The following is a 20855-nucleotide window of genomic DNA, read 5'->3' as shown; positions in this document are numbered from 1 at the left end:
CGTCGTCACCGACCCTGTCCGTAGTACGGGTTCTCGCGCCGCCGGGTGTACTCGTCCACGGCCGCGGCGCTCTCCCGGCGGCGGGTGTGCTCGTCGACGGCGGCGGCGCTCTCGCCCTCGCGGCGGCGGGTCACGTCCTCGACCACGCTCGCCGGGTACGGCCCGGGCCCGGCGGCCGGGTACTGCGCGGCGGGCGCGTACTCCCCGCGCCGCCGGGTGTGCTCGTCCGGTCCGGGGACGCCGCCGAGGCGCCGGGTGTGCTCGTCCGGCCCGAGGGAGTCGCCGAGGCGCCGGGTGAAGTCCTGCTCCCCGCCGGAGACCGGGCCGCCGCGGAACAGCGGCGGCGGCACCAGTTCGAAGACCTCGTCGATGACCTGGTCGGCGGTGATGTCGTGATACGGCGCCTCGTCGCTCAGCAGCAGCCGGTGGGCCAGCACCGGATTCCGCAGGGCCCTGATGTCGTCCGGGATCACGTAGGCGCGTCCCTGGGCGATCGCCCAGGTCTTCGCCGCCCGGACGTAGGCCATGCAGCCGCGGGTGGACAGGCCCAGGTCGACGTACTTGTGCTCGCGGGTCGCCTCGGCGATCTGGCTGAGGTAGACCAGCACCTCCTCGCGCACGCTCACGCCGGTGGCGAACGAGGCCATCCGGGCGAAGGCGTCGTCGGCGATGACCGGCTGCACCAGGGCCGCCCGGTCGCGCACGGTCGCGCCGGACATCAGCGCCACCAGCGAGCCCTGGTCCGGGTAGCCGATCGCCGTCTTCATCAGGAAGCGGTCGAGCTGGGCCTCGGGCAGCGGGTAGGTGCCGGCGTGCTCGACCGGGTTCTGGGTGGCGATCACCATGAACGGGCGGCCGACCTCGTGCGAGGTGCCGTCCACGGTGACCCGGCCCTCCTCCATCACCTCGAGCAGCGCGGACTGGGTCTTGGGCGAGGCGCGGTTGATCTCGTCGGCCACCACGATCGAGGCGAAGACCGGTCCGGGCTTGAAGTCGAAGCGCTGGGTGCTCTGGTTGTAGACCACGCCGCCGACCACGTCGGCCGGCAGCAGGTCCGGGGTGAACTGGATCCGGGCGGTGGTGCCCTGGACCGCGTTGGCGATGGCCCGGGCCAGCGAGGTCTTGCCGGTGCCGGGCACGTCCTCGAGCAGCAGATGCCCGTCGGAGAGCAGGCAGGTCAGCGCCAGACGCACCACCCGGTCCTTGCCCAGGATCGCGCCGCCGACGGCGTCGACCAGCCGGTTGAAGGTCTCGGCGAAGCGTTCGGCCTGTTCGTCGGTGATCGTCATGTCCGTCCTGCCTCCTGCGTGATCGGGTGTGCGTGCTTGCTCGTCGGGCCGCCGCGGCGCGGCGGGGGTGCGCAGATCACGGCCATACGTAGGACCCTGACACTCCGCCGCAGGTCACCGTCACGGTGTAGCCGGGGTAGCCGAAGTAGTCGTTCGCGTCCTTCGACTGGTTGGCGCCGTAGCTCTCGCTGCCGCCGAAACTGCCGCCGTGGGTGCTGGTGAAGGAACAGGTCACGCTGCCGCTGAAGTTCGCGGTCTGCACGTGGACGTACCCGCACGAGCTGTCGGAGCAGGAACCGCTGGTGCCGCCGCAGGCCGAGCCGCCACCGCCGCCGCACCCCGCGCCCCGGCTGACGGTGACCGTCGCCGGAGGTGCGGGAGTGGACTGCGACGCGGTCTGCGACAGGGAACTGCGACCCGAGTCGGAGACGGTCACCTTGATCGTGTCCGTGGCGCTGTAGCCCATGGTGTCGCTGCTGCTCCAGCTCCACGCGCCGGTGCCGGTGGTGAAGGTCTGGCTCTGCTTGCTCGTGGTGACCTGCACGGTCGCGGCCTTGCCGTTCGGGTTCACCGACACGGTGAAGTTCACCGTCTGGCCGCTGGCCGAGGTGTTGATGGAGAGCCCTGAGAGCGGGCCGTAGGTGGTGACCGACGCGGTGGCCGCGTCGTCGCACTGGTTCCCGGCGTCCTGGCCGCCGATGCTGCCGTTGCAGTCCTGCAGCGAGACCGTCTCGCTGCTGCCGTTCGGCAGACCATTGATGGTCTCGGTCACCCCGTTCTGCCCGCTCGTCGGGAAAGTCCAGGTGCCGCAGGCGTTTCCGCCGTAGCTGCAGGTGACCGTGGACGTGGCCCCGTGCGAGGCGGGCGCGTCGAAGGTGATCGTGGCCTGCTGGCTCACCCCGGTCGCCTTGGCGCTCAGGTTGCCGATCGCGTCCGGCGTCGCCGTCGCCTCCATCTGGGTGCCGGGGCTCGGCTGCGAGGTGTGCGCCGTGGCGTCGAGCGAGACGTCGGCGTTCATCGCGGTGACGGTGTAGGTGTAGACCGTGCCGTCGTTCGCGACCCCGGCGTCCAGGCAGTTCGTCGCCTGCACGTTCGAGCACACCGTGTCGGTTCCGCCGCCGGTCCGGGTGACCGTGTACGTGGTCGGGCCGGGGCCGTTCGCGTCCACGGCGGTCCAGGAGACCGTCACCGCCCGGGAGTTCGAGCCGGCCAGTTCGGTGGTGGAGAAGCTCGGTGCGGCCGGGCGGGGCGGCGCGCCGGCCGACTCGCCGCTCACGCTCGCCGAGGGGCCGGGGCCCCGGTCGTTGACCGCGATCACCGTGAACGTGTAGACGGTGTCGTTGTTCAGGCCGGTGGCGGTGAACGAGGTGCCCGCCACGGTGGCGCTGCCGCCGCCGGCCCAGGTCACCGCGTAGTCCTTCACCGGCGTGCCCGCGTCGGGCGCGGCGTTCCAGCTCACATCGAGCGTGCCGTTCTGCGGATCGGCCACCGCGAGCCCGGTGACCGCGCCCGGCACCGTGTCGGGCGTGGCCGGGCCGGACTGCCCGCTCTCCGGGCTCCAGCCCACCACGTTCTGCGCCTTGACCGTGAAGTGGTAGGTCGTTCCGTTGTGCAGCCCGGTGATCAGGCACGGCGACGCCGGGCAGGTCTGCGAGCCGCCCGCGTAGTCGACCTGGTAGGCGGTGACCGGCGCGCCGTTGGGGGCGGCCGCGGTCCAGGACAGCTGGGCCGAGTCGCTGAGCACGGTGGCGCCGACGACCGGGGTGCCCGGCGCGGAGGGCGGTCCCAGCACGTTGAGGGTGATCTGGCCGATGCCGTGCCGGTCCGCCCGCGAGGTCTGGGCGACGTCGCTGACCACGATGGTGAAGGTCATCGTGCCGTGCGCGGTGGCGGCGGGCGTGATCCGCACGACGCTGCCGGAGGGGGCGGCGGAGGCGGGCATCCCGGAGGACTCGGTGACCGAGACCACCGAGTCGGCCGGCTGGCGCAGCGGGGAGTTGATGTAGGGCGCGACGTCGATCGTCGCGGTCTGACCCGCCAGCACGCCGTTCATCGTGATCGGGGCCACCGTCGGGGCCGCCGCGGCGACCGCCTGCACGGTCAGCGGCGAGGTCTTGGCCGGCGAGCCGGCCACCCCGATCTCCAGGGTGCCGCTGGTCTGGCCGGTGGCCGAGGAGTCGGCGGTCACGCTCGGGGTGGGGGTGCCGGAGCCGGCGACGCTCAGTCCGGCCGCAGCCCCCTGCCACCGCGCGGTGTAGTGCAGCGAAGCGGCGGCGCCGGCCTGGGCCGTCCAGACGTGGCAGAGCGAGGCGATGTCCAGGCTGACCGTGGGTCCGCCTTCGACGACCCGCACCGGGTCGGACGGGCAGTGCAGGACCGGGGTCTCCGGACCCACCTGCACCGGGATGGTGATCACGGCGAACACGCCGTGCGGGTCGGTGAGCGAGGACCCGTCCGTCACCTGGAAGGTGACCGACGCGGGGCCGGTGTAACCGCTCAGCGCGGTCAGCACGAGGCCGTTCGTGCCCTGCGGCGCGGCCTTGAGCCCGGTCACCGGGGCGGCCCAGATCTCGTCGACCGTGGTCAGCCGGAGCGGCTTGCCGGCCGGGTCCGCGACGTAGTCGGCGAGGTTCACCGTCTTGGTGCCGCCCGCGTCGACCGAGATCAGCGAGCCCGGCTTGGCGTAGGGCGCGCCGGCGCTCGGGGCCGAGACGTAGATCCGGCCGATCGTCGTCGCCCCTGCCCCGTCGCGCACCTGGCAGGCGAGGGTCTGCGCGGCGGCCGTCACCGGGATGACGATCTTGGTTCCGTCGATCGTGGCCTTCGGGGCGTTGAAGACCTGGGTCACGGTCAGCCCGGTGGCCGAGCCGTCCGGTGTGCTGATGTCGTCGGCCACGTCGACGGTGATCGTGGTCTGCTTCGGTTGCGGGGTGGCGTAGGCCGGCAGCGCGGAAGGCGGGTTGAGGTAGCCGTTCTGGCCGTGCACGGTGATCGTCGCCACCGACACGGGGTTGACGCCGTCGCTGATGCCGTACGTCACCACCAGCGGCTTGCCGTCCGCCGCAGGCGCGGTGACCATGATCGGCGAGGTCGACGACTTCTGCGACACTCCGGTCGGCAGGTTGCGGTTGAGGGTGGCCAGCGGCGTCACCGTGAGCGTGTCACCGGGCGCGGCCACCGCGGCGGCCAGTACGTCGACGCCGACCTGGGCGCCGGGCGCCGCCGTGACGTCCTGCTCCGCCGCGATCGGCGGCTGCGGGGCGGCCGGGGGGACGACCGCGATACTCACCGTCGCCTGGCCGACGGCCCCGAAGCGGTCGGACACCTGGTAGCCGAAGCTGTCCGTGCCGGCGCTGGTCGGGAAGGCCTGGTAGGTCAGCGAGGTCGCGTTCTGCGACAGGATCCGGCCGAGGGTCGGTGCGGAGGTGATCCCGGTGAGGGTCACCGAGTCCCCGTCCGGGTCGATGCCGCTGGTCGCGATCGGGACGGTGATGCTCTCCCCGGCCACGGTGCGTTCCTCCACCGGCAGCGGGGCCGGCGCCTTGTTCGGATTCATGGCCGTCGGCGCCGGGTTCACCGTGACGTACAGGTAACCCATGGCCTGGCCGCCGAGCGTGTCCTTGGCCAGGTATTCGACCGTCTCGACCACCGGGGAGGCGGCCGTGCGCGGGGCGGCGTAGGTCACCAGGTCGCCGGTGGTGAAGGCGGATCCGTTGCCCGTGCCGGCGGTACCGGCGGGCGAGAGCACCTCGAGCTGGCCGGCTGCCGGCGCGCCGGTGACGTCCGGGGCGAGCGAGAGCGGGGCGCCGGCCAGGTCGATGTCCTTGGCCAGCACGTCGGTGGTGACGGTGTCCCCGGCCCGCACCGTGGCGTAGGCCGGCACGGTGACCGGGGTGTCGGTGGCCGGCGCGGCCAGCCGGGTCACCGAGACCTGGCCGGTGACCGGCGCCGTGACGCCGTCGGTGACGGTGTAGTCGACCAGCTGCGGGGTGATCGCGGCCAGCGGCGACAGGGCACTGATGCGCAGCCAGCGGCCGTCCACGATGCCCACCTGCAGGCCCGAGTCCGCGTTCACCGGCGCCGCCTGCTGCACCTCGAGCAGCGCGCCGGAGGGGTCGAAGTCCTGCGCCAGCACGTCCACGGTGACCGGCTGCTGGCCGCGCAGGACGGCCACGGTCGGCATGGTCACCGGCGGCTGCGGGCTGGCCGGGTCGGGAAGCACGTCCACCCGGATCTTGCCGGTGGCGAACGGCGCGTCGCCGAACTGGTCGGTGTAGTCGAGCAGGTAGGTGCCGGCTCGCTTCGCCACGAGCTGGACGGTGCCCTCGGTCTGGTCGGTGCTGACGGTGGTGTTCGCGGGCGCGGCCACCGGATCGGCGAGTTGCAGGGTGGCGCCGCGGTTGTGCGGGTCCGCGCCGGGCAGGTCGTTGGCCAGCGGGTGGATCACGATCGGCTGGCCGACCTCGCCTCGGGCGATGTCCGGCTCGGCCACCGGCGCGACCCCGGTGGTGTCGGTGGCGCTCTGCACCTTGAGCGAGAGCGTGCCGGCGACCGGCGTGCCGACGCCGTCGGAGACCTGGTAGTGCACGGTCTGGGAGCCCGCCTCGCTCGGGGCGGTGTACTCGATGAAGCCGTCCGAGGTGGCCGCGGCGGATCCGGCCGAAGCGGTGGCGGCGACCAGGCCGACCGGGTCGCCGTCGAAGTCCCGCCAGTCCTGGAGCACGGGGATCTCGAGCGATCCGCCCGAGGGCACGGTCCAGGTACGCGCGGTGAATCCGTTGCGCAGGGCGGGCACCGTGTTCTCGGCCGGGGTACGTATCTCGACGGTCACCGTCGCGTTCGCGGACAGGCCCTTGGGGTCGGCGACGGTGTACTGGAAGTGGACGGCGGCGGTCGAGGTCCCGGCGGGCAGGGTGATCTCGACGCTCTGCGCGTCCGGGGCGATCTGCAGCTTCGCCGAGGAGTCATCGGGGGCTGAGACGCTCTGCACCGCGAGGATCGCGCCGGCCGGATCGGAGTCCACGTCGAGCACGTGCAGCACAGTGGTGCGTCCGGGCCGGGCGCCGAGGGTGATGTCGGCGGCCTTCGGCGGCAGGTTCGCAGCCTGCTGCTGGTCCACGTTGTTCTGGCTGCTCGAGGAGTTCTTCGCGGCGGAGGGCGGACGCACGGCGGCCCAGTCGGACACCTGCTTCGAGTCGGACAGGTCCCACAGCGCGCCGGTGGCGAGGTCGTTGAGCACGATCTGGTTCCAGTTGACCCGGAACTGCGGGTCCTGCAGTTCCTCCAGCCCGCTCAGTCCTCCGTGCACGGCGGGGCTGCCGTCGCAGGAGCGCACGTAGCCGACCGGAGTGTGCGCCCAGGCCGCGTACACGCACACGCCGAGGCGGACCGGGGCGGCCGGGGCGCCGGCGCCGACCTGCGACAGGGTACTGATGGTCCCGGCGGCCAGGTCGACGGTGAGCAGGTTGCGCGAGGTGGCCAGCACCACCGACGGATCGGCCTGGCCGGGCTGCTGCAGCTCGGTGCGCGCGTCGACGTCGGGGACGGTGACGGTCCGGCCGGAGGGCAGGAACAGCTTGCCGTCGGCCGCGTCGAGCACCACCATCTCGCCGCCGACCGACGTCACCTTCGGCGCGGTGAGGCTCTGGCCGAGGTTGGTGTAGGAGACCGGGGCGAAGCCGTCGGTGCCGCTCGGCGTGATGGTGGCGACCTTGCCGGAAGCGGCCACGGCGTAGACAGTGCCGTCTTGGCCGACCGCGAGGGATTCGGCGTTCGGCGAGGACGCGGCGCCGAGCTTGGCCAGCGCCGGCCCGTCGGACTGCAGCGAGGACAGGGAACTGAGACTGGCGGTCGGATCGAACCGCTGGGCGTGCACCTGGCCGGTCGAGGGGTCGAGCACGGCGACCGTGCCGCCGGCGAAGCCGACCTGCTCCGCCGAGGAGACCGGCACCGCCTGGTCGGTCAGGCTCGAGGCGTGGGCCGAGTCGACCGGGTAGAGCTTGCCGGAGCCCTGGTCCCAGGCCACCACCGCGGACTCGTCCTGCAGCATGTCGAGCTGGTAGCTCTGCTGGCTCTCGCCGGGCGGGGCGAACGCGGCGTCGAGCGCGCCGGCCGGCTTGTCCAGCCGGCCGAACAGCCCGTCGCCGTCGCTGGTGACCCACACACCGCCGTTGTTGAGCGCGGCGTGCTGCACCGGGACACCCGGCGCGTCCACCGCCATGAACAGCAGCGCGCCCACGGCGGCGGCCAGCACGGCGCCGGAGACCGCCGTCGCCGCCCGCCCGCCGCGCCCGCGCCCGCGCGCCGACGGCCTCATCAAAGGTCTCATCTCTTAACTCCCGCAGTCCGCGGGAGACCAGGCAGAATCCTGGTCCCCGTCCCCCGCCCGCAGGACGCGCACCTGGATGCACAACCGCTGTCCCGCGGGGTCTGACAAGTCGATCGCCGCCGTCTGCGCCACGCCCGTCCGGGTCGTGCCGACGACGCGCCAGCCGAAGGTGTCGCTCGCCTCCGGCGCCGTGTAGGTCCAGCTGAAGCGCAGGGTGCCCGAGCCGGTCCGGGCCGCCTTGATCTTCGGCACGCCGGCCGGCACCTGCTCGCCGGCCAGGCCCGGGTCCTGCGGTCCGGGCACGGCGTCGCCGGTCGGCGAGCCGGCCTGGGCCGAGGCCGTACCCGAGCCGGCATGGTCGCTCAGCCCCGCGCCCACCGCCACCGCGCCTGCGACGACCACCACGGCCGCGCAGACAATCAGGGCTTTGCGTCCGGAAAAACCTGCGCTCGGGCCGCTTTCGGCGGCGCGGGGGACCTGCGCGGGACTCTCGGTGATCACCGCGGCCTGCGGCGACACCGTCAGCGGCCGCTCTGCCGCGCGCAGCTGCGCCTTGATCAGCTCCAGCACCCTGACCACGTCGGCGGCGCTGCCCGGACGTCTGCCGGGCTCCTTCGCCAGCAGGTTCCGCAGCAGGTGCTCGAGGGCAGTCGGCACGCCGTCCCGGCCGAGCACCGGCAGCGCGCTGCCCATGACGCGCCGCTCCAGCGCCTCGGCCCGGTTGTCCCCGCCGGGGATCTCGTACGGCGCGTGCCCAGTGAGCAGATGCCACAGGGTCGCACCGAGCGAGTAGAGGTCGGAGGCGACGCTGCCGCTGCTCTGCTTGGCGATCACCTCTGGCGCCGACCAGGCGATGGACACCGGCGGATCCCCCGGGCCGGCCACGCCGTAGCGGCTCGGCGTGGCGATGCCGAAGTCGGACAGCCGCGGCGCGTGCCCGGTCTCGTCGACCAGGATGTTCGACGGCTTGATGTCGCGGTGCAGCCAGTTCTTTCGGTGCACCGAGTCCAGCGCCCGCCCGATCCGCAGCCCGGTCTCGACCACCTCGGCGGCCGGCAGGCCGTCACCGACCCAGCTCGAGATGCTGCCGCCGGGGCAGTAGCGCATGACGAAGTACGGCCGGCCGTCCTCGAGCACGCCGTGGCGCACGAAGGGCACGATCAGCGGGTCGTCGCCGAACGAGGAGAGCAGCCGGATCTCGTCGGCGAACTGGCCGCGCGCGCTCTCGTCGAGCAGCGTCAGGACCTTGACCGCGACCTCCTGGCCGAGGCTCTCGTCCCGGTAGAGGTAGACGACCGAGTACCCGCCCTGCCCGAGCACCCTGCCCGCGCTGTACCCGCCGAGCGGCGGCGCCTGGCCGATCACAGGTCCTCCTCGAAGTGGATCCACACGTCCGGCGCCAGGATGAGCGCGCAGCCCGGCACGATCTCCAGCTCCGTCCGCGGCGGCAGCGGCTGCGGCGCGAGGTTCGGCCAGGCGAGCTGGGTGCCGTTGACCGAGCCGAGGTCGACCGCGAGCACCCGCCAGCCGTCGAGCCGGATCTCGACGTGGCTGCGCGAGACGTCCCGGTCGTCGGTGAGCGCGATCGCGTTCGGCTGCGGGCCGGGCCGGCCCACCGGCACCTCCGGCCGGCGCCCGAACACCACGTCGCGGTCGAGCGGGTAGATCTCGCCGTTGGACAGCCGCAGCCTGCCCAGGCAGGGGCGCGTGATGGTGAACGGCTCCTGCGGCGCCACCGCGGTCCGGCACCGGCGGCACTGCGTGGACCCGGCCGGGGTCAGGTGCCCGTAGGGGCAGTAGACGGCGGCCACCAGCGGCTGGTCCGAAACACCGAAGCCGGGCTGCGGCGGCTCCGTCACGGCGAACCCCTGCTGGGGTATCGGCGGGCCTGACGGCGCGGGCAGCATCGGCGGCCCCACCAGGATCGGCGGGCCCTGCGGCATCGGCAGCGCCGCGCCCGGCGCTTGGTCCGGGTGCACGGTCGCAAAGGTCTGTTCCGCCGCGGGCAGCAGGCCGGGCGGCGGGGGAATCTGCGCCATGGCCTCGTCGTAGACGGGGAAAGGCTGTTCCGGCGCGCCCCACGGCACAGCGTACTGATCTTGCTGCTGCGGCGGAGCGTATACGGGCTCTTCCTGCGCCTCCGGCCAGCCGCCGGACCCGGCCTCGGCCGCAGCCTGCGGCGCGGGCGGCTGTGCGGGCGGCTGCGCCGGTCCGGCCGTCATCCAGTCCAGGTCGTTGGCCGCGAGCACCCCCGCCGATTCCATGGAGTCGTCGAGGGATCCGTTCTCGCCGCGCGCATCAGAGCCCTGCTGTTCGGCCGTCGGCGGCACCGATTCCTGTACGGTCGGATCCGGCGCGATCGGCTCCGCCGCAGTCGGCTCAGGCGCCGGATGCCGGTCCTCCGCCGCGCTGTATTCGATGGCCGACGCCAGCACCACCGCCGCGTCCACCGGCAGGGAGATCTCCGCCTGGGCCACCACAGCGGATCGCAGCCGAATCGCCGCGCACGCGTCGACCAGCGCCGAGGTCGTGCCTCCGGCCGCCTCGTCGACGGTAAAGACCTTGAGTTCACCCTGCGAGTCGATGAGTTCGGCGATGCCCTGTCCGCCCACCACCACGTCCGTCGCCTGCGCGCCGCTGCGGACGAAGGCGAACCCGCCGTCCGCTACGCCTTCGTTCGCTTTGACGAGTTCCGCGAGCAAGGCCCCGGTCTCGACCTCCGGCTGCTCGAGCGCCAGCCAGATGCGCTCGACGACGGAGTCCTCGGGCGCGCTGTGGGCGAGCAGCCAGACACCGGGGCGCACCACCGCGGTCCACGGCCCGGGCCGGTAACGCGTACTCGACGCGGCCATCACATCTCCTCCGGAGGCTGACGGGGAATGGTCCGCTCATCCGCGCCGGCGGCGTCGCGCTGCTCGGCGCCCGCGTGCAGCACCACCACCGCGGAGACGTTGTCGCGCCCGCCGTGGTCGACGGCGAGCCGGATCAGCGCGGCAGCGGCGCGAGCGGGAGACGGCTCGGCCCGCAGCACCTGGGCGATGGACGCGTCGGCGACCTCGCCGAACAATCCGTCCGAGCAGAGCAGGAACACCTCGCCCGCACTCGGTGGCAGCAACCGGAAATCAGCCTCGGGCGCGGGCCGGGACCCGAGGGACCGCGTGACGATGTGCCGGCTCGGATGCCCGGCAGCCTGCGACGGGTCCAGCACCCCGGCGGCGACGAGTTCGGCCGCCTCGGTGTGATCCGTCGTCAGTTGCACGAGCGCGTCGTGCGCATAGCGGTAGACCCGGCAGTCCCCCGCGTTGAAGGCGACCCAGTGCCGGCTTCCGCCATACCAGGCGAGGGCGATCCCGGAGAGCGTCGCACCCATGCCCTCGTGCTGCGGATTCCGCCGCGCATACTCGAGCACGTCCTCGTTCGCCTGCAGGATCCCCTCGCGCAGATCCTCGAGCTTGAGGTCGCCCCGCCCGTCGAGCCCCGCCAGCCGGTTCACGACGAGCTCGCTGGCCACCTCGCCGGCCGCGTGCCCGCCCATCCCGTCGGCGACCACGAACACGGTCTTACCCACGAAGACGCAGTCCTCGTTGCCGAGCCGGACCAGCCCGGTGTCACTGGCCGCCCCGGCGCTGATGTCGATACCCGCCACCGACCCCGCCAGGTTGCGCACCCCGTCCGACACGAACCACCGTCCCTACTCGTCCACTGCGATCGCCGCCCCCTTGCCGCCCTGCCCCGCTACCGGCTCCCCCGCCTGCCCGAACTTCTCCGCCCGGCACAGACCCCGGGCGAGCAGCGACGCCGGTCCGGCACGCCGGCCGCCCGCAGCCGCATCACTTCGATCAACTGCGCACGCGAGCCCATCTGCGCCCCGAAAGCGTCCAGACGGCCCGGATCGGCACCGATCGGCATCTCCACCCCACCCCCTCCACCAGTCAGTCCACCCGCCGACCGGGCCACCGTAGCGTGTGGCATAAGGATGTTGAACGGGCTCGTAAAATCTGCCGCATTACGATTCGGTCACCGAAACATCCGTACTCTGTGACACCGGATGTCCGCATCGTGGGAAGGAGCGCAGCTCAGGGCCGCCGCCTCGGCCTCTCACTGAAAATAGCCCTTTACCTCAAGGCTTTGCCACTGGGCTCAGGGAGCCGGTGCGCCAGGCAATGAAAGATCAAAGAAATGGCAATGTCGAGCCTCGGAGGCGGCGTACGAGCCCGCGCCTCAGGGCCAGAGCGCCATGGCTGTGCTCTGGTACGTCCTCGGTGGGCCGAACTCGCCGGTCACCTGAACGACTTCGGCTCCTTACGCCGGCTTGTACGCCCGGACTGTCAGCCACTCGCGGATGTCGGGGTCGGCCATCTCGCGGCCGACGGCGTCCATCGCCGGCTTCTTGACCGAGGCGCGGAACTCGTCGGCGCCGCCCATGCCCTTGCCCGCGGCGACCGACTCGCTCGCCGCCCAGTTGTACGTCGCCGCCAGCTTGGCGTGCAGCCGCTCGTGGTTGACGAAGCCGGCCTTGGTCAGCGCGTCGGTCAGCGATGCGGGGGTGAACAGGATCAGGTGGCGCGGCGCGTCGACTCCTATCCAGTGGGGTCCGTACTTGCCGTGGCCGAGGGAGTCGATGTTGGGTGTGTCCACCCAGATCCAGCCGCCGGGCTTGAGCCGCCGGTAGCAGGCCGCGAGCAGGGCGTGCGGGTCGTAGACGTGCTCGATCACGTGGCCCATGGTGATGCCGTCGAACTGCTCGTCCTCGCCGATCGCTTCGATCGTGCCGTTGCGGATGTCCAGGCCGCGCGACCGGCCCGCAGCGACCGCCTGCTCGTCCAGGTCCACGCCGGCGACCTCCCAGCCGCATTTGCGGGCGAAGTCGAGGAAGTGGCCGTTGCCGGAACCGACGTCCAGCAACCGCATGCCCGCCCTGGGCTTGGGCAGGTGGCGGCACTCCCAGTCCATCGTCGTCGCCCACGCGGGCGTCAGCCGCGGCACGAGCGCGCCGAACACGCGCGGGCCCGGACGGTCCTTCGTACCGAAGCGCAGGTTGCGATAACCGTTGGTGGCCGACTTCCGTAGCGTCGCCATCGCCCCGACCGCCGCAGGTGCGGTGGTCTCGTGGGTGTAGTACGTCTGGTAGGCCAGGCTCAGCGTCTCCGGCGTGGGCATCGGGTCGAGATAGCCCGAGCGGCACTGGGCGCAGCGGAAGAGCGTCCACTCGCCGGGAGCGCAGAAGTAGAGCAGGTCGGTCATGTCCTTGTGCACCAGCTCTCGCTCCTCGCTGCCACACAGCGGGCAGCTGGGCACGGACTGGAGTCCGTCGGTCGGCCAAGCGCCGAGCGCGGCTTCAGGCGACATATCACACGTCCTCAGTGTTGGTCGCTAGAGCTGAGTGGCTGGCAGCATACTGAATCGCAAAGATCCGGTCCAGCCGACCCTCCGGCATGCCACGCTAAAGCCCGGTCACGCCGTCGATCTTCTCGCGCAGCAAGTCGGCGTGGCCGTTGTGTTGGGCATATTCGGTGATCATGTGAAGGTACGCCCAGCGCAACGTCATGGGTCCGTATCGCTCACTATGAAAGATCGCGTCGAGCGGCAGCTCTGCGACAGCACGCCGGGCCCGCTCCTGCTCATCGAGCAGGGCTGACCAGTCGCGCTCGGCATGCGCGGCGGCGGCGTCGTCGAAGGCTGCTTCCGGCTGAAGCGGATTCGAGTAGACGGCATCCACTGTTTGGCCGGCAAAGCGCCGTCGGAACCAGTTTCGCTCCACCTCGGTGATGTGGAGCGATCCATGTCATGGCACGAGCGTAGCGACGCGGCCGGAGATGCACTTACCGGCGCAACTCAGTCTCCTGTTCAAGGCGGGAGAGCTTCTCGGGGTTGCGGACGAAGTAGAGGCCGGTGATGACGCCGGCTTCGGTGCGGACCGCGAGGAGGCCTTCGATCTGGCCGTCGATGCGGACGATGAGGGCGGGGTGGCCGTTGGCTTCGGCGGGCTGGACGGCGGCGGTTCGGGCGAGGCGGGTGAGGCCGGCAGTCAGCAGGGTACTGACCTGGGCGGCGCCGACGACGGGGGTCAGCGCGGCTTGGACGCGGCCGCCGCCGTCGCTGAGGAAGACGACGTCGGGGGCGAGGAGGTCGAGGAGGCTCCGCATGTCGCCGGTTTCGACGGCGCGTTGGAAGGCGCCGAGGGCGGCGCGGTTCTCGGCTTGGGAGACGGCTTCGCGGGGGCGGCGGGCGGCGACGTGGTTGCGGGCCCGGTGGGCGATCTGGCGGGTGGTGGCGGCGGTTTTGCCGACGGCTTCGGCGATCTCGCCGTATTCGAGGCCGAATACGTCGCGGAGCACGAACACGGCGCGCTCGGTGGGGGTGAGCGTCTCCAGCACCAGCAGCATCGCCATCGAGACGCCTTCGGCCAGCTCGACGTCCTGCGCGACGTCGGGGGCGGTCAGCAGCGGCTCGGGGAGCCACGGGCCGACGTAGGACTCCTTGCGGCGGCGGAGTGAGCGCAGCCGCATCAGTGCCTGACGGGTGGTGATGCGGACGAGGTAGGCGCGCTGGTCCTGCACGGTCGCGAGGTCGACCTGCACCCACCGCAGCCACGTCTCCTGCAGCACGTCCTCGGCGTCGGCGGCGGAGCCGAGCATCTCGTAGGCGACGGTGAAGAGCAGATTGCGGTGGAGGACGAAGGTCTCGGTGGCTTCCGTGGTCTGCGTGATCTGCTCGGTGCGCTCACTCATGATCAGTTCCCGTTTCCCGGCTGCGGATCTTCCTAGTACCGCACACAAGATGCCGCTGCCGTCGCGCCCGTGACACCCGACGCTCGTGACGTAGGCCACATCGGAGGGCTGTCACGCCGGAGGGGTCCGCGGCATCTCCTGTTCGACTTCGACCGAATCGATGCGCAAGGAGCTTCCTTCGATGACCGCTCGTTTGAATCTGTTCGGCAACCCGAACTCGACCGCAGCCAAAGCGGCGGGGCACTTCGGGGCCGCAAGCAAGACGATCCTGCAGGAGTCCCGCCTGCCCGCGACGACCCAGAAGCTGGTGCTGTTGCGGGCAAGCCAGGTCAACGGTGACGCCTACGCCACCGACGTGTGGACGAAGAACGCCGCAGCCGCCGGGGAGAGCTTCGCGCGCATCCACCTCGTCGCCGCCTGGCGCGAGACCACGGTGTTCACCGACGCCGAACGCGCGGCGCTGGCGCTGACCGAGCAGGGCACGCGGATCGCCGACGGGGCCGCCGGGGTCAGCGACGCGACCTGGGAGCAGGCGCGGGCGCACTTCGACGAGGACCAGCTGTCGGATCTGGTGATCCTCATCGCCCTGATGAACGCGACGAACCGGATGAGCGTCATCGTCCGGCAGCCCGGTGGCGACTACCGGCCCGACAACCTCAACTAGCAGCTATTAAGGAGCCTGATTATGGAGCCCCGATTCGATCTCCTCGGCAACGATCTCGGCGCCAGGATCGCGAAGCGGATCTACGCCGTCGCGCTGACCATCACGGATTCGGCGCTGCCCCAAGCCACCGAGAACCTTGTGATGCTGCGGGCCAGTCAGATCAACGGTTGCGGCTTCTGCGTCGACTACCACACCAAGGACGCCGCGTCCGTCGGCGAGGCCGCGGTTCGGCTCAACCTCGTCGCGGCGTGGCGCGAGTCGACGGTGTTCACCGATGCCGAACGCGCGGCGCTGGCCCTGGCCGAGGAAGGTACGCGGATTGCCGACGGAGCCGGGGGTGTCAGTGACGAGACGTGGGAGCGTGTGCGCGCGCACTACGACGACGATCAGATCGTCGCGCTGGTCTCCCTGGTCGCGATGATCAACGCCAACAACCGGCTCAACGTGATCGTGCGCAATCCCGGCGGGAGCTACGAGCCGGGTCAGTTCGCGGACATGGCGTAGGGCTCGAGGAATTCGAGCCGGTTGCCGAACGGATCCACGGTGTGGAAGCGGTCTTGGCCAGGCACCTCGTCACTGAAGGTCACGGGGTAGCCGTGGTCGGTCAGGCGCTCTGCGAGCGCGCGTAGGCCACGGATGTGGAAGCCGGGGTGAGCCTTTCGGGCAGGGTGGAAATCCTGTTCGACGCCAAGATGGAGCTGGAACGCAGGGCCTTGGAACCAGCAGCCGCCGCGGGGGGCGAGGGCCGGCGGCTTGGGGAGTTCCGCCAAGCCGAGCAACTCGCCCCAGAAGGCGCGGACCTGCTGCTCGCCGCCCGGCGGGATGGCGAGTTGGACGTGGTCGATCGCGGCGAACGAGAAGGCGGGGGCGGACGCGGGTGTCGTGGTCATGGGTGGGGCCTCCAGCGCGGGCTAGTATCTCGATATCAAGATACTAGCCCGGCAGGGCCGGAACGAGCGAGCCCGCCGATGAGTTTCGGCGGGCTCGCGGATCGGTACTCGGCGGGGCACGAAAGCTCGAGTCAGAGGAAGAGGCGGGTGCCGATGACCGCGACGGTTGACACTGGGGACATGGCCGACCTTGCCGCGCCGTACCGGCGCGAGCTGCTTGCTCACTGCTATCGCATGCTCGGCTCGGTGCACGACGCCGAGGATGCGGTGCAGGAGACGATGCTGCGGGCCTGGCGGGGGCGGGAGGGGTTCGAATCGCGCTCGTCGGTGCGGGTCTGGCTCTATCGGATCGCGACGAACGCTTGCCTGCGGGCGTTGGAACGGCGGGCTCGGCTGCCGCTGCCCTCCGGACTCGGGGCGCCGTCGGCGGACGCTGATACGTCACTCGAGCGGGCCGCGGATGAGGCCTTTTGGCTTGAGCCTGCACCTGATTCGCTCTTCGTCTCGGATCCGGCGGACGCGGTGGTCGACCGGGCCGGCGTCCGGCTCGCTTTTCTCAGTGCCCTGCAGCTCTTGCCGGCTCGGCAGCGTGCGGCACTGATTCTGCGCGACGTCTACGCATTCTCGGCGAAGGAGACTGCTGAAATCCTCGAGAGCACAGTGGCGAGCGTCAACAGTGCTCTGCAACGCGCTCGCGCGCAGCTTGAGGACGCGCGTGCGCTTGCGCCGGATCGGCCGCAGGAGCCTACCGAACCCGAACGCCGGCGCCAGTTGGAGCGCTACCTGCATGCCTTCGAACGCGCCGACATCGAAGGGCTGACACGCATTCTGCGTGAGGATGTCCGGCTTGAGATGCCGCCCTACCTCACCTGGTTCCAGGGGCGTGAGGCGGTCGGACGGTTCCTCGCCGGACGTGTCGCGGTCGAGGGGCGGCGTCTACGCATGGTTCCGATCGCGGCGAACGGGTTGGCGGGGTACGCCTCGTACCTGCGCCAAGGCGAAGGTGAAGGCGAGGACGGAGCCGGCGACGGCGACGGGGTGTGGGCGCCGCATGGGATCCACCTCTTGGAGCCGACCACGGAGGGGTTGGGCGGCATCCACGTGTTCCTGCAGCCGTCGTTGTTCGAGCTCTTCGGGCTGAGGTGAGTGGGGGTGTCTGGGCGGCGATGAGTTCGGAGAGCCGGGCGGATCTGCACTTTCGAAAGGTCACCACCTATGCGGAAGAGGGCATCGATCATGACTGAGCTTTCCGGCACCACCGCGATCGTCACCGGGGCGAGCCGCGGCTTCGGGCGCGCCATCGCCGCCTCGCTGGTCGGCGCGGGGGCGCGGGTTGTGGGGGTGGCGCGGGACCGCACGGCGCTGGAGTCGACGGCCGAGTTGCTCGGCGACGGCTTCGAGCCCTGCGTTGCCGACGTGACGGACTTCACGTTGCCCGGGCGGCTTTTCGACGCCTACCGCCCCGGCCTCGTCGTCCTCAACGCGGGCGCCCGGCCACTGCCGCGGGCGTTGCAGCAGCTGACTTGGGAGGCGTTCAGCTCGGCGTGGGAGACGGACGTGCGCCAGGCGTTCGCGTTCCATCGCGAGGCGCTGCTCGCACCCCTCGAGCCGGGCAGCACGGTGATCGCCGTGTCCAGCCGGGCGGCGATCGGCGGATCGCCGTTGAGCGGGGGGTATGCCGGGGCGAAGGCGACCGTGCGCTTCGTGGCCGGATACGCCGCGGACGAGTCGACGCGGGCGGGGCTCGGCATCCGGTTCCTCTCGCTGCTGCCGGACCTCACCGACGCCACCGGGCTCGGCGGGGCCGCCGTCGACGCGTACGCCCGCCGGCTCGGGATCGACGTCGCGGAGTTCCTGCGCCGCCGCGGGCCCGGGCAGCTCTCCCCCGAACAGGTCGGCGCCGCCGTCCTCGACCTGGCACGCGGCAAGGGCGAGAACGGCGCGGCGTATTGCGTCACGGCGGAGGCGTTCGAACAGCTCGGGTGACGTCGCTGAAATTTCTTCGTACACCCGTTCGATCACGGGTTACCATGGAGCCATGCACGGAACTCTGCAGGGCTCGCTGCTGGACATCGCGGACGAGATCGCCATCGGGCCGCTCGGCGCCACGGTGCAGCGCGTCGAGCTGACCGAGGGAGCCTGGCTGGACGTGCGGCCGCACTGGATCACGGGCGCCGACGAGCTGTTCGCGCAGCTCCTCGAGCGGGTTCCGTGGCGGGCGGAGCGGCGGCGGATGTACGACCGGATGGTCGACGTGCCGCGGCTGCTCTGCTCCTACCGCGAGGCGGACCCGCTGCCCGAATCCGCGCTCGACGAGGCCCGCTCGCTGCTGAACGCGCACTACCGGGCCGAGTTGGGCGAGGAGTTCAGCAGCGTCGGCCTGTGCCTGTACCGGGACGGGCGGGACAGCGTGGCGTGGCACGGCGACACCTTCGGGCGCGGGCGCACGGAGGACACGATGGTCGCGATCCTCTCGCTCGGGGCGCCGCGCACGCTCACGCTGCGGCCCCGCGGCGGCGGGCCGGTGCAGCGGCACGAGGTGGGGCACGGCGACCTGGTGGTGATGGGCGGCAGCTGCCAGCGGACCTGGGAGCACGCGGTGCCGAAGACGGCGCGGCCGGTGGGGCCGCGGATCAGCGCCCAGTTCCGGCCGAGGGGCGTCGGCTGACGGCGTCGGGTCGGGCGTCGGGCGTCGGCTGACGGCGTCGGGGCGCGAGCCGAACGGGGAAGCGCTCGGCATGCGGCGGCGCGGCCGGGCGCTTAGCCTGCGGTCATGAGCAGCAGCGAGACCTTCGTCGAGGTGGCGGGGCGCAGCGTGCGCGTGTCCTCGCCGGAGCGGGTCTGCTACCCGGCGGTCGGGGTGACGAAGCTGGAGGTCGCCGAGTACTACGTCGCGGTGGGCGAGGGGCTGATGCGGGCGCTGGCGGGGCGGCCGATGGCGCTGCATCGCTTTCCGCGCGGGCTGGGGGCGGATCCGGGCGCGAGCGACTCGTTCTACACCAAGCATGCTCCGAACAAGGGGCTGCCGGATTGGCTGCAGACCGTGAAGGTCACCTTTCCGAGCGGGCGCACGGGCAACGAGGTCTGCGTCACCGAGCCGGCCACGGTGGTGTGGGCGGTGCAGATGAACGCGCTGGAGCTGCATCCTTGGCCGGTGCGGCGCGAGGACACGGACCACCCGGACGAGCTGCGGCTGGACCTCGATCCGCAGCCGGGCACGGAATTCGCCGAGGTGGTCGAGGCGGCGATGGAGGCGCGGGCGCTGCTGACGGAGCTGGGCATGGTGCCGTTCGTGAAGACTTCCGGCGGGCGCGGGCTGCACGTCCTGGTGCGGATCGAGCCGCGGTGGTCGTTCATCTCCACTCGGCGTGCGGTGATCGCGCTCGCGCGGGAGCTCGAGCGGCGGCGGCCCGCGCTGTTCACCACGTCGTGGTGGAAGGAGGAGCGCAACGCGCAGATCTTCGTCGACTTCAACCAGATGGCCCGCGACCGGATGCTGGCCGCCGCCTATTCCACCCGCGCGGTGCCCGATGCCCGGGTCTCGATGCCGGTGCGCTGGAGCGATTTAGGCGACGTCACGCCGGAGGACTTCACCGTGCGTACCGTGCCGGGGCTGCTGGCCTCACGCGGGGACGCGCACAACGCCATCGACGAGTCGGCCGCGACGCTGGACGCGCTATTGGAGATGGCCGAGCGGGATGAACAGGACCGGGGCCTCGGGGATCTGCCCTATCCGCCCGAGTTTCCGAAGATGCCCGGCGAGCCGAAGCGGGTGCAGCCGTCGAAGGCCCGGCAGACGGACTGACGACCGAACCCAGGTCACGCGCCGAGCACGTCGGCGAGATCGTAGTCGGCCGGCACGTCGAGCTGGTCGTATCCGCAGGAGCCGGGCTCGCGGTCGTTGCGCCACCGCACGAACCGCGCGTTGTGCCGGAACCGGTCGCCTTGCAGCTGGTCGTAGCGCACTTCGCACACTCGCTCGGGGCGCAGCGCCACGAAGGAGCGGTCCTTGGCCGAGTTCCAGCGGTTGAGCGCGCCGGGGCGCCGATGGGCGCCGTCGTCCTCGCCGAGCCAGGGGTGCTCGGCGCCCTCTTCGAGCACGAGCGGGGCGAGTTCGTCGATCAGCGCGGCACGGCGGGCCATGGTGAACGCACTGGCGCCGCCGACGTAATTGAGCACGCCGTCTTCGAGGTACAGGCCGAGCATCAGGGATCCGACGATCGGGCCGGACTTGTGGAAGCGGTATCCGGCCACGACGACGTCGGCAGTGCGCTCGTGCTTGATCTTCACCATGCTGCGCTCGCCGGGGCGGTAGGGGTCCTCGAGCCGCTTGGCGACGACGCCGTCCAGGCCGGCGCCTTCGAAGGTCTCGAACCAGGTCCGGGCGAGGTCGACGTCCTCGGTGGCGTTGGAGACGCGCACGTGCGGGTGCGAGCGGTCGGCGAACAGGCGGCTGAGCGCTTCGTGCCGCTCGATCAGCGGACGGTGCGTCAGGTCCTCGTCGTCGAGGGCGAGCAGGTCGAAGGCCACGAACGTGGCAGGGATCTGCTCAGCCAGCAGCTTGATGCGCGATTCGGCCGGGTGGATGCGCTCGGAGAGCCGGTCGAAGTCGAGCCGGCTGCCCTGGACGACGACGATCTCACCGTCCAGCACGCAGCGCGGCGGCAGCGCCTCGGCCAGGGACCGGACCAGCTCGGGGAAGTAGCGGGTGAGGGATTTGCCGCCGCGGCTGCCGAGCTCGATCTCGTCGCCGTCGCGGAAGATCAGGCAGCGGAAGCCGTCCCACTTGGGCTCGTAGAGGTATCCGCCGGTGGGCACGGTGGCCGCGGACTTCGCGAGCATCGGCTCGATCGGGGGCGTGACCGGCAGTGCCATCGTTCATCCTCGCTGGTCGTCGTCCCCTCCAGCGCATCACGCGCGGCCGGGCGTCGGCATCCGCTGGGATCCGAACCG

16 protein-coding genes are annotated in these 20855 nt (G+C 71.5%); 6 read left to right on the top strand and 10 right to left on the bottom strand.

Annotation, left to right across the window (positions count from 1 at the left end; all coding sequences use genetic code 11):
* Positions 1-5: 5 nt before the first annotated feature.
* The 8 genes from ACTRO_RS30860 to ACTRO_RS30825 form a co-directional block, all read right to left on the bottom strand.
* Positions 6-1289: an AAA family ATPase gene (locus ACTRO_RS30860; protein ID WP_063628101.1), complete on the bottom strand. Its 1284-nt coding sequence runs from the start codon at positions 1287-1289 to the stop codon at positions 6-8.
* Between the two features lie 76 nt (positions 1290-1365).
* On the bottom strand, positions 1366-7605 hold the full coding sequence (locus tag ACTRO_RS50520) for a fibronectin type III domain-containing protein (protein ID WP_051451648.1): 6240 nt from the start codon (positions 7603-7605) through the stop codon (positions 1366-1368).
* Positions 7606-7620: 15 nt separating this feature from the next.
* Positions 7621-8982, bottom strand: a complete 1362-nt coding sequence (locus ACTRO_RS44180; protein WP_051451647.1) for a serine/threonine protein kinase — start codon at positions 8980-8982, stop codon at positions 7621-7623.
* Complete coding sequence (locus tag ACTRO_RS30845; protein WP_034268739.1) at positions 8979-10469, bottom strand: FHA domain-containing protein; 1491 nt, start codon at positions 10467-10469, stop codon at positions 8979-8981. The genes ACTRO_RS44180 and ACTRO_RS30845 overlap by 4 nt, the downstream gene beginning before the upstream one ends.
* Positions 10469-11296: a PP2C family protein-serine/threonine phosphatase gene (locus tag ACTRO_RS30840; protein WP_211244472.1), complete on the bottom strand. Its 828-nt coding sequence runs from the start codon at positions 11294-11296 to the stop codon at positions 10469-10471. The genes ACTRO_RS30845 and ACTRO_RS30840 overlap by 1 nt, the downstream gene beginning before the upstream one ends.
* Before the next feature lie 623 nt (positions 11297-11919).
* Positions 11920-12966 (bottom strand): class I SAM-dependent methyltransferase, encoded by a 1047-nt coding sequence (locus ACTRO_RS30835; RefSeq protein ID WP_051451646.1) that lies wholly within the window; start codon positions 12964-12966, stop codon positions 11920-11922.
* Positions 12967-13060: 94 nt separating this feature from the next.
* A complete protein-coding gene (locus ACTRO_RS30830; RefSeq protein WP_211244471.1) occupies positions 13061-13378 on the bottom strand; it encodes a mycothiol transferase in 318 nt (105 codons plus the stop codon).
* 61 nt (positions 13379-13439) lie between these two features.
* Positions 13440-14348 (bottom strand): RNA polymerase sigma-70 factor, encoded by a 909-nt coding sequence (locus ACTRO_RS30825; RefSeq protein WP_034268736.1) that lies wholly within the window; start codon positions 14346-14348, stop codon positions 13440-13442.
* Between the two features lie 181 nt (positions 14349-14529).
* Here ACTRO_RS30825 and ACTRO_RS30820 point away from each other — a divergent pair, with 181 nt between their 5' ends.
* Together ACTRO_RS30820 and ACTRO_RS30815 are read left to right on the top strand one after the other, a co-directional pair.
* Positions 14530-15012: a carboxymuconolactone decarboxylase family protein gene (locus tag ACTRO_RS30820; protein ID WP_034277474.1), complete on the top strand. Its 483-nt coding sequence runs from the start codon at positions 14530-14532 to the stop codon at positions 15010-15012.
* Positions 15013-15033: 21 nt separating this feature from the next.
* Positions 15034-15516: a carboxymuconolactone decarboxylase family protein gene (locus tag ACTRO_RS30815; protein ID WP_034268733.1), complete on the top strand. Its 483-nt coding sequence runs from the start codon at positions 15034-15036 to the stop codon at positions 15514-15516.
* On the opposite strand, the gene ACTRO_RS30810 is transcribed toward ACTRO_RS30815, so the two are convergent.
* On the bottom strand, positions 15495-15902 hold the full coding sequence (locus ACTRO_RS30810) for a VOC family protein (RefSeq protein ID WP_051451644.1): 408 nt from the start codon (positions 15900-15902) through the stop codon (positions 15495-15497). The genes ACTRO_RS30815 and ACTRO_RS30810 overlap by 22 nt on opposite strands.
* A gap of 78 nt (positions 15903-15980) precedes the next feature.
* On the opposite strand from ACTRO_RS30810, the gene ACTRO_RS30805 reads away from it, so the two are divergent.
* The 4 genes from ACTRO_RS30805 (at position 15981) to ligD (ending at position 19707) form a co-directional block, all read left to right on the top strand.
* Entirely contained in the window at positions 15981-17048 is a 1068-nt protein-coding gene (locus tag ACTRO_RS30805) for a sigma-70 family RNA polymerase sigma factor (protein WP_084316647.1), read from the top strand.
* A 90-nt stretch (positions 17049-17138) separates the two neighbouring features.
* Entirely contained in the window at positions 17139-17888 is a 750-nt protein-coding gene (locus ACTRO_RS30800; RefSeq protein ID WP_157436551.1) for an SDR family NAD(P)-dependent oxidoreductase, read from the top strand.
* Positions 17889-17940: 52 nt separating this feature from the next.
* Positions 17941-18570, top strand: a complete 630-nt coding sequence (locus ACTRO_RS30795; RefSeq protein WP_034268728.1) for an alpha-ketoglutarate-dependent dioxygenase AlkB — start codon at positions 17941-17943, stop codon at positions 18568-18570.
* A gap of 105 nt (positions 18571-18675) precedes the next feature.
* The gene (gene ligD, locus ACTRO_RS30790) at positions 18676-19707 is read left to right on the top strand and encodes a non-homologous end-joining DNA ligase (protein WP_034268725.1); all 1032 of its coding nucleotides are present in this window, start codon (positions 18676-18678) and stop codon (positions 19705-19707) included.
* 14 nt (positions 19708-19721) lie between these two features.
* Here the strand turns inward: ligD and ACTRO_RS30785 are convergent, their stop codons facing one another.
* Entirely contained in the window at positions 19722-20777 is a 1056-nt protein-coding gene (locus ACTRO_RS30785) for an ATP-dependent DNA ligase (RefSeq protein WP_034268723.1), read from the bottom strand.
* Positions 20778-20855: the final 78 nt, after the last annotated feature.

The sequence above is a fragment of the Actinospica robiniae DSM 44927 genome (assembly GCF_000504285.1).
GTDB classification, from domain to species: domain Bacteria; phylum Actinomycetota; class Actinomycetes; order Streptomycetales; family Catenulisporaceae; genus Actinospica; species Actinospica robiniae.
Note: the sequence above shows the minus strand (reverse complement) of the source record. Positions and strands in the feature narration are given on the sequence as shown.

Excerpts from the sequence above, each read along its gene's own strand:
- ACTRO_RS30860 (WP_063628101.1), bottom strand. The coding sequence starts at position 1,289 with ATGACGATCACCGACGAACAGGCCGAACGCTTCGCCGAGACCTTCAAC.
- ACTRO_RS50520 (WP_051451648.1), bottom strand. The coding sequence starts at position 7,605 with ATGAGGCCGTCGGCGCGCGGGCGCGGGCGCGGCGGGCGGGCGGCGACG.
- ACTRO_RS30845 (WP_034268739.1), bottom strand. The coding sequence starts at position 10,469 with ATGGCCGCGTCGAGTACGCGTTACCGGCCCGGGCCGTGGACCGCGGTG.
- ACTRO_RS30835 (WP_051451646.1), bottom strand. The coding sequence starts at position 12,966 with ATGTCGCCTGAAGCCGCGCTCGGCGCTTGGCCGACCGACGGACTCCAG.
- ACTRO_RS30825 (WP_034268736.1), bottom strand. The coding sequence starts at position 14,348 with ATGAGTGAGCGCACCGAGCAGATCACGCAGACCACGGAAGCCACCGAG.
- ACTRO_RS30820 (WP_034277474.1), top strand. The coding sequence starts at position 14,530 with ATGACCGCTCGTTTGAATCTGTTCGGCAACCCGAACTCGACCGCAGCC.
- ACTRO_RS30815 (WP_034268733.1), top strand. The coding sequence starts at position 15,034 with ATGGAGCCCCGATTCGATCTCCTCGGCAACGATCTCGGCGCCAGGATC.
- ACTRO_RS30810 (WP_051451644.1), bottom strand. The coding sequence starts at position 15,902 with ATGACCACGACACCCGCGTCCGCCCCCGCCTTCTCGTTCGCCGCGATC.
- ACTRO_RS30805 (WP_084316647.1), top strand. The coding sequence starts at position 15,981 with ATGAGTTTCGGCGGGCTCGCGGATCGGTACTCGGCGGGGCACGAAAGC.
- ACTRO_RS30800 (WP_157436551.1), top strand. The coding sequence starts at position 17,139 with ATGACTGAGCTTTCCGGCACCACCGCGATCGTCACCGGGGCGAGCCGC.
- ACTRO_RS30795 (WP_034268728.1), top strand. The coding sequence starts at position 17,941 with ATGCACGGAACTCTGCAGGGCTCGCTGCTGGACATCGCGGACGAGATC.
- ligD (WP_034268725.1), top strand. The coding sequence starts at position 18,676 with ATGAGCAGCAGCGAGACCTTCGTCGAGGTGGCGGGGCGCAGCGTGCGC.
- ACTRO_RS30785 (WP_034268723.1), bottom strand. The coding sequence starts at position 20,777 with ATGGCACTGCCGGTCACGCCCCCGATCGAGCCGATGCTCGCGAAGTCC.